The sequence below is a fragment of the Salinibacillus kushneri genome (assembly GCF_900111405.1).
GTDB classification, from domain to species: domain Bacteria; phylum Bacillota; class Bacilli; order Bacillales; family Alkalibacillaceae; genus Salinibacillus; species Salinibacillus kushneri.
The window spans coordinates 167,846-176,243 of the sequence record NZ_FOHJ01000007.1 but is presented as its reverse complement, the minus strand read 5'-3'; the positions used below and the strand labels follow the sequence as shown (position 1 = coordinate 176,243).

Genomic DNA, 8,398 nt, shown 5'->3' with positions numbered 1-8,398 from the left:
AATTAAGAATCAAAGGCGGTTCAGTAATGCCAAATTTTCTAGCAACATCTTCAAGGGAATCTCCTGTTCTTACCTTATAGTTTATGACATCTAATTTAAATTGAACAGGATAATTCGTAGATGCTTTTTTAGTAGTCAAACCCTGTTCCCCAAACTGTCGGAAAGCACTGACCCATTTTCTTATATTGGTTTTACTTCGAATTCCAAATCTTTTAGCCAAGGAAGCATATCCACCTTCTCCAGCTAAATAAGCGTTAACTACATTTTGCTTAAATCCTTCATCATATTTGACCACAAAAAACACCCCAAAAGTTAGAATTAGTTCGTCTAACTTTTGGGGTGCACATCAATGTGGTTAGTCTTTTTTGGCTCTAAAAAGCGATATTTCAAGGTACATGGCTATTCGATTTTTTATCATATTTTTTAGAAAAATACCAATAGTGTGATTTGAACGGCTTGTCTGAATAGGTTAAAATATAAGTGGATGCCTTATATAGAGATATTAAAGGCGATTCATATCATAAAGGGAGGAATGAACATGGTCGTACCATACACACATGAGCCTTTTACAGATTTTACAAATGACGAGAATCGAAAGAAGCAGGAAGCGGCAATCAAACAAGTTGAAGCTGAATTAGGTAAGGAATACCCTTTAATTATTGGTGGAGAACGTTACTATACAGAGGATAAAATTGTTTCGCGAAATCCTGCGAACAAAGAAAAGATTGTAGGTAAGGTTTCCAAGTCAAATCAGGAACTCGCTGAAAAAGCGATGCAGGTAGCCGATAAAACATTTAATACTTGGAGCAAAACGAAGCCGGAGATGCGTGCAGACATTTTATTCCGTGCTGCAGCCATTATTCGTCGTCGTAAATTTGAATTCAATGCCTGGATTATAAAGGAAGGGGCAAAGCCTTGGAAAGAAGGGGATGCTGGTATTGCAGAAGGTATTGACTTCTTAGAATATTATGGACGTCAAATGCTACGTTTAAAAGATGGTGCCCCTGTGAACAGCCGTCCGATTGAAAATAATCGTTTTCACTACATTCCGCTTGGAGTTGGTGTTGTAATCTCCCCATGGAACTTCTTATTTGCAATTATGACAGGTACAACCGTTTCATCTATGGTTGCAGGTAATACAGTGCTGTTAAAGCCGGCTAGTTCCACTCCTGTTATTGCATATAAGTTTATGGAAGTAATGGAAGAAGCGGGTATGCCTGCTGGAGTGATAAATTATATTCCTGGAAGCGGCTCTGAAGTAGGAGATTACTTAGTCGAGCATCCTCGTACACGTTTCGTCAGCTTCACAGGTTCAAGAGAAGTTGGAACACGTATCTATGAACGAGCTGCTAAGGTGCAGGACGGTCAGACTTGGCTTAAGCGCGTTGTAGCAGAGATGGGGGGCAAGGATACTATTGTAGTAGATGACGATTCTGATCTTGAATTAGCAGCAGAATCGATTGTAAACTCTGCATTTGGTTTCTCAGGACAAAAATGTTCTGCATGTTCACGTGTCGTTGCACACGAAGATGTATATGAAGATCTCGTAACACGTGTTAAAGAGTTAACGGAACAAAACTGCTCATTAGATAATCCTGCAAAACATAGTACTTATATGGGTCCAGTTATTGATCAAGCTGCTTTTGATAAAATTATGAGCTATATTGAGGTAGGAAAAGAAGAGGGGGAATTGGTAACAGGTGGAGAAGGTGATGATTCCACTGGTTATTTCATTAAACCAACAGTGTTTAAAGATGTTTCTCCAACAGCCCGCATTATGCAGGAAGAAATTTTCGGGCCTGTTGTTGCCTTTACCAAGGCGAAAAACTTTGATGAAGCGATTGATGTGGCTAACAATACCGAATATGGATTAACAGGAGCTGTAATCTCTAACAATCGTGAACACATTGAAAAAGCCAGAGAGGATTTCCATGTAGGTAACCTTTATTTCAACCGCGGTTGTACAGCAGCGATTGTAGGTTACCATCCATTCGGTGGATTTAACATGTCAGGTACAGACTCTAAAGCAGGTGGACCTGATTATTTAACTAACTTTATGCAAGGGAAAACCACCTCTGAAATGCTTTAAAATGGAAAGTAAAAAGGCACTGAACCAGCCGGGTTCAGTGCCTTTTTTTTAGATTAAAGCCCAAAAATGACATCAGGATTGAATTCCTAGTTCGAATTATCTAATTTTAATTTATTTTCTTAATTTAACTACTCTCCCTGACGATATAAATAGTGTTAAATGACTAGGAGGGGTAAGATGATAGATATTCATTCACTGAACAAACAATACATTGCTGGAATATGGCGTGATGGTAAGAGTAGTCGTTTACTTGCTGATAAAAATCCATACAAAGATGACCTCATTACAGAATTTAAGATGGCTACAACAGAAGATATAGATGAAGCGTATCAAAGAGCGCAATCTGCAATGGATGAATGGAATCAGATTAACCCGTATAAGCAGCGGGATATTCTTGAAAAAGCTGTAGCTTATATTGAGGAACATGAAGAAGCTATTACGAATATGATCATTGATGAACTTGGTGGAACCCATTTAAAAGCTGCGTTTGAAATTGGTCTTGTAAAAGATATGATTAAGGAAGCAGCCACCTTTCCACTGAAGAAAGAGGGCAAAATTCTCCCATCTGTTGAAGATGGAAAGGAAAACCGCCTCTATCGTATGCCTGCAGGTGTCGTTGGGGTTATTAGCCCATTTAATTTTCCTTTTTTCCTATCTGTTAAATCCATTGCACCAGCCATTGGAGCCGGAAATGGTGTTGTTCTAAAAGCCCATGAGGAAACACCAATCGTAGGCGGTACACTGATTGCTAAGATTTTTGAAGAGGCTGGAATTCCCAAAGGTCTTTTTAATGTAGTAGTCACGGATATTAGTGAAATCGGTGATACTTTTGTAGAGCATCCAATCCCACGAATCATCTCTTTTACAGGATCAACTGCTGTGGGTAAACATATTGCGCAGCTGGCCGTGAAGAATTTTAAAAAACCACTGCTTGAATTGGGTGGTAACAGTGCTTTTATCATTCTGGATGATGCAGATATCGACTATGCAGTTCATGCAGCGGCTTTCAGTCGATTTACACATCAAGGTCAAATTTGCATGTCGGCTAATCGTATTATCGTCCACCAATCTGTATATGAAGAGTTTATTACCAAGTACAAGGCGAAAATTGCATCACTGAAAACAGGTGATCCACGTAATCCTGATACCGTTATAGGTCCTGTAGTAAATGAAGGCGCAGCCCAAAACCTTAAAGCATTAATTGAAAAGGGCATTGAACAGGGGGCGACACCACTACTTAAAGGAGATATTCAGGGGAATATGGTAGAGCCAACCATCCTGACAAATGTTACTCCGGATATGGATGTTGCCCAGAAGGAGATGTTTGGCCCTGTTGTTAGTGTTATGACATTCGAAACAGATGAGGAAGCTATTCAAATGGCTAATCATACCAACTTTGGTCTTAGTGGTGCCGTTCATACAGCCGACGGTGAACGGGGTGTTCAATTAGCCAAACGTGTACATACTGGTATGATTCACGTCAACGATATCACGATTAATGATGAACCGATTGTTGCCTTCGGTGGTGAAAAGCAATCCGGTCTAGGTCGTCTAAACGGAGAATGGAGCCTTGAAGAATTTACGACCTTAAAGTGGATTTCGATTAACTATGGACAACGTCAACTTCCATACTAAACAGTAAAGGAGAAGAGATATGACGGATATAAATAATGTTAAGACAGATTCAGAACTTTTGGATGCCTTTATTAAAGTGGCACCATTTTTGAACCAATTGACACATGATGATATCACAATCGGCATCTATGATACCGAAAAGCTGATTATTAATATTCCCGGGGAAACGTTCTCGCTAAATGTAACCCCTGGTGATCCACTTGCAGAAGGTGACATTATCACAAAAGCTATTCGGGAAAACCAGCAAAAATCGGAGATCGTACCGAAAGAATTATTTGGTTTTCCGCTAATAGCCCGAGCTATTCCATTACATGATGAAAAGGATACGGTTATTGGAGGAGTAGGGCTAGGTACCAGCCTGGAAAAAGCTAATAAACTTCACGAAGTGGCCGAAAGTCTTTCGGCAGTAGTCGAACAGTCGGCTTCTTCTATTCAAGAAGTGACAAGCTCTATCAATGAGTTGGCTCAAAATGTCACCAATGTTTCTTCGCAAGTAAAAGAGGTAAATGAAAGTACAGAAGAAATCGGTGAGGTTTCAACAGTTGTTAAAGGTATTTCTGAACAGAGTAATCTTCTGGGATTAAATGCATCGATTGAAGCTGCGCGTGCTGGAGATGCCGGAAAAGGTTTCGGTGTTGTTGCTGAAGAAATTCGCAAACTGGCCAATAACTCAAAGGATAACGTCAAAAAAATTGATGATGCAACGCAAAAAATTCAAAGTCTGATTACCGAACTGGATGGCGCCTTTGCCGGTATCCATAAAATGACAGACTCACAGGCCGCTGCTATACAAGAAATATCATCAACGATTCAGGAAATTAGCACCAACGCTCAAGATTTAGCCCAATTAGCAGAAAAGCAGATTTATGCAGATAAATAGATAATTGTTTATCATCTTCCCGAAAACCTTCTTAGTTGGAGGTTTTCGGGTTTTTTGTGGTATAGAAAATGTAAAAATAAAAGCTTATGGATAAAAATTCAGGAATGGACACGTCTAGTTCCAGTGCAATGTGACAAGCGAGATATTTTTAAAATATATTCAAGCATAATGTCGGATTTTGTCGCAATAAGCAATGTGGATAGTCTATATCGTACTTGGACAAAATGAGAGAGATTCACTACATTTATTCAAGCTGAGACGACTTTGTCATCTTTTTGTCAAAATGTAATAATAAAAACATTGTGTTTACAAAGGAGGGTGAATATTGGAAGACTACGTATTATCAGGAGCAACGATGTTTTGGTTATTTGTTCCGATGCCTATTTTAATCATACTATCAGCTATCACATTATTTAACAGAGGTGACAAAAATTAATGAGTACTTTTATTACGTTTATTGTATATTTAGCCGGGATGCTATTACTTGGTATTGTCGGCTATCGACTGACTAGTAATCTATCCGACTACTTTTTAGGTGGAAGGACCTTGAGTCCAGGGGTTGCTGCTCTTAGTGCTGGGGCTTCAGACATGAGCGGGTGGCTTCTATTAGGACTGCCAGGTGCGATTTATATATCAGGTTTAGGAGAAGCATGGTTAGCTATTGGTCTTTCGATTGGTGCCTATCTAAACTGGCAGTTTGTTGCCAAACGACTTAGGACTTATACAGAAGTATCAAATAATTCCATTACCATTCCTGACTTTTTTGAAAACCGCTTTAAAGACCACTCTCATATCCTCCGTTTTGTATCTGCGTTGGTTATTCTATTCTTCTTTACGATTTATACAGCATCAGGAATGACAGCAGGAGCAAAATTATTTAGTTCATCATTTGATTTAACGTATACGCAAGGTCTTTGGATCGGTGCGATTGTTATCATTGCTTATACATTTTTAGGTGGTTTCCTGGCTGTAAGTTGGACTGATTTTATTCAAGGAATTCTAATGTTCGCAGCTCTTATCATTCTGCCAATTGTTGCTATTTCAAAATTAGGAGGCTGGCAGGAGACTCTAAATACTGTAGGGAATCTCAGTTCACAAATGGGAACCAACCATTTAGAAATGGTGTCTGGAGTAGCGGTGATCGGAGTTATTTCCTCGCTTGCATGGGGGTTAGGTTATTTCGGACAGCCTCATATTTTAGTGAGATTTATGGGATTAAGATCTCATAAGGACGTTCCAAAAGCCAGGTTTATCGGAATTTCCTGGATGGTAATCGGGTTGTTTGGTGCCATTTTCGCAGGACTTGCTGGATTTGCTTATATCGCGTCATTAGATGCTAGTGTTCTAGCAGAAGAAAATATCAAATTGGTATCTGCACTTGAAAATGGAACAGCTATTGATTTTTCATTACTGGATGACGAAGAATCTATCTTTATTTTATTATCACAATTTTTAACTCATCCTATTGTTGCAGGAATTCTCCTGGCAGCTATTTTATCAGCAATTATGAGTACGATTGACTCACAGCTGCTTGTATCATCATCCGCTTTAGCAGAGGACTTTTATAAGGGAATTTTCCGAAAAAATGCTTCTGATAAAGAATTGGTTACAGTAGCTCGTTTGTCCATTATCGTTATAGCCATTATAGCGATTATCATTGCAAGTGATCCAAGTAGTTCTGTTTTAAACTTAGTAAGTTATGCCTGGGCAGGATTTGGTGCAGCATTCGGGCCAATCATTCTTTTATCCCTATTTTGGAAGCAGGTTACTGCGCCAGGTGCAATGGCGGGAATGATTGCAGGAGCAGTGATGGTTGTTATATGGGCTAACCTTTCCGGTGGATTATTTGATTTATACGAAATTGTCCCGGGATTCCTGTTGAATACACTTTTAACCATTGGAATTAGCCTATTTACAAAAACGAATCCAGAGATGGAAAAAGAGTTTGAGGAAGCACGTGAAATGGCCAAAAACGGATAATATATAACAAAGATACCGATGAAAAAGGGATGTACCAACGTTGTTGGTACATCCCTTTTTACATTATGCACATCTCCATATACAGACGCTCATTTGTCGAAATTTTTCGTTATTTTTTCTAAGAAAAGGGGTTACATTTTTTGCAACCCTGTTATATAATACATACTATATAAAAGAAACTGTATTATAACAAAAGGATGGTGAGATTTTGACAGCGAAAGTAGCCGGTGTAGCGAACCAAAAGGAAGAGAGACGTGATGACACAGAAATCTTAACAGCAGGAACCCTTGTGTTTTTGCAGCAGTTAGAAAGAAAATTTGGAAAACGCAGACAAGAGCTGTTACAGAACAGAGAAGAACGCCAGAAAAAATTTGATGCTGGTGAGATGCCTGATTTCTTACCCGAGACAAAAAACATCCGTGAAAGTGACTGGAAGATTTCTCCGATTCCAGAAGAAATTCAAGACAGAAGAGTAGAGATTACAGGTCCAGTAGATCGGAAAATGGTCATTAATGCCCTTAATTCCGGAGCAAAAGTTTTTATGGCCTGTTTTGAGGATGCTACTGCACCTGCCTGGGAAAATATGATCCAGGGTCAAATCAACTTAAAAGATGCTGTGCGAAGAACGATTGAATTAACAACGGAGAAGGGCAAAAAGTATGAGTTGAATGATGAAACAGCCGTATTGTTTGTAAGACCAAGAGGCTGGCATTTAGAAGAAAAGCATTTGGTTGTTGATGGGAAGCCAATGAGCGGGAGTCTGTTTGATTTTGGTTTGTACTTCTACCATAATGCGGAGAAGTTAATAGAGGCAGGAACAAGACCTTATTTTTACCTTCCCAAAATGGAAAGTCATTGGGAGGCACGCCTATGGAATGATGTGTTTGTATTTGCACAAGAATACTTTGGGATTCCCAAAGGGACGATTAAAGCAACTGTCTTAATTGAAACCATATTGGCAGCTTTCGAAATGGATGAGATTTTATATGAATTAAAAGATCACTCAGCAGGGTTAAACTGCGGCAGATGGGATTACATTTTTAGCTATTTGAAAAAACGTAAAGGTCATCAGGAGGTCATCTTGCCAGATCGATCGCTAGTAACGATGACCGTTCCATTCATGAGATCCTACTCTTTACTTACCATCAAAACCTGTCATAGAAGAGGAGCACAGGCAATTGGTGGCATGGCCGCTCAAATTCCGGTTAAGGGAGATGAAGATGCAAATCAAAAGGCCTTTGCAAAAGTTAGGATAGATAAGGAACGGGAAGCAAAAGACGGTCATGATGGCACTTGGGTTGCCCACCCTGGTTTAGTTCCAGTAGCCAAGGAAGTGTTTGATAAGGAAATGCCAGATGCGAATCAGGTTGATCTGAAAAAATTAAATGATTTGCAGGTTTCCGCTGAAGACCTGCTTGAAATTCCAACAGGTGATATTACAGAAAAAGGGCTTAAACAAAATATTCGTGTGGGTATTCTGTATATCGCCAATTGGTTACAAGGAAGAGGTGCTGTACCTATCAATCATTTAATGGAGGACGCAGCTACTGCAGAAATTTCCAGAGCCCAAATATGGCAGTGGATTCGTCATCCAAAAGGCGTACTATCTAATGGCAGGGAGGTGACAGAAGAGCTTTACCAGGAGCTTAAGCAGGAAGAGGTAAAACAAATTATTTCTGAAGTCGGGGAAGAGGTGTTTGAACAGGGGAGATTTTCAGAAGCTGTAGAGTTGTTTGATAAATTAATTTTAAAGGATGAGTTGGAAGAATTTCTAACATTACCTGGATATGAAATTTTATAAGAAAAGGGAGGAA

General features: G+C 39.3%; 6 protein-coding genes. 5 read left to right on the top strand and 1 reads right to left on the bottom strand.

Annotation, left to right across the window (positions count from 1 at the left end; all coding sequences use genetic code 11):
- A partial coding sequence (locus BMX63_RS11945) for a helix-turn-helix domain-containing protein (RefSeq protein WP_143060130.1) occupies window positions 1-295 on the bottom strand: 295 nt, incomplete at its 3' end.
- Window positions 296-538: 243 nt separating this feature from the next.
- Between BMX63_RS11945 and pruA the strand changes: the two genes are divergently transcribed.
- The 5 genes from pruA (at window position 539) to aceB (ending at window position 8,385) form a co-directional block, all read left to right on the top strand.
- The gene (gene pruA / locus BMX63_RS11940) at window positions 539-2,089 is read left to right on the top strand and encodes an L-glutamate gamma-semialdehyde dehydrogenase (RefSeq protein WP_093135900.1); all 1,551 of its coding nucleotides are present in this window, start codon (window positions 539-541) and stop codon (window positions 2,087-2,089) included.
- Window positions 2,090-2,266: 177 nt separating this feature from the next.
- Window positions 2,267-3,724, top strand: a complete 1,458-nt coding sequence (locus tag BMX63_RS11935; protein ID WP_093135898.1) for an aldehyde dehydrogenase family protein — start codon at window positions 2,267-2,269, stop codon at window positions 3,722-3,724.
- A 19-nt stretch (window positions 3,725-3,743) separates the two neighbouring features.
- The gene (locus BMX63_RS11930) at window positions 3,744-4,604 is read left to right on the top strand and encodes a methyl-accepting chemotaxis protein (RefSeq protein ID WP_093135894.1); all 861 of its coding nucleotides are present in this window, start codon (window positions 3,744-3,746) and stop codon (window positions 4,602-4,604) included.
- 435 nt (window positions 4,605-5,039) lie between these two features.
- Complete coding sequence (gene putP / locus BMX63_RS11925) at window positions 5,040-6,584, top strand: sodium/proline symporter PutP (RefSeq protein ID WP_093135892.1); 1,545 nt, start codon at window positions 5,040-5,042, stop codon at window positions 6,582-6,584.
- A gap of 208 nt (window positions 6,585-6,792) precedes the next feature.
- Complete coding sequence (gene aceB, locus BMX63_RS11920) at window positions 6,793-8,385, top strand: malate synthase A (RefSeq protein ID WP_093135889.1); 1,593 nt, start codon at window positions 6,793-6,795, stop codon at window positions 8,383-8,385.
- The last annotated feature ends 13 nt before the right edge of the window (window positions 8,386-8,398 follow it).

Bases quoted from the DNA above. Each gene is read 5' to 3' on its own strand.
- pruA (WP_093135900.1), top strand. From the start codon at position 539: ATGGTCGTACCATACACACATGAGCCTTTTACAGATTTTACAAATGAC.
- BMX63_RS11935 (WP_093135898.1), top strand. From the start codon at position 2,267: ATGATAGATATTCATTCACTGAACAAACAATACATTGCTGGAATATGG.
- BMX63_RS11930 (WP_093135894.1), top strand. From the start codon at position 3,744: ATGACGGATATAAATAATGTTAAGACAGATTCAGAACTTTTGGATGCC.
- putP (WP_093135892.1), top strand. From the start codon at position 5,040: ATGAGTACTTTTATTACGTTTATTGTATATTTAGCCGGGATGCTATTA.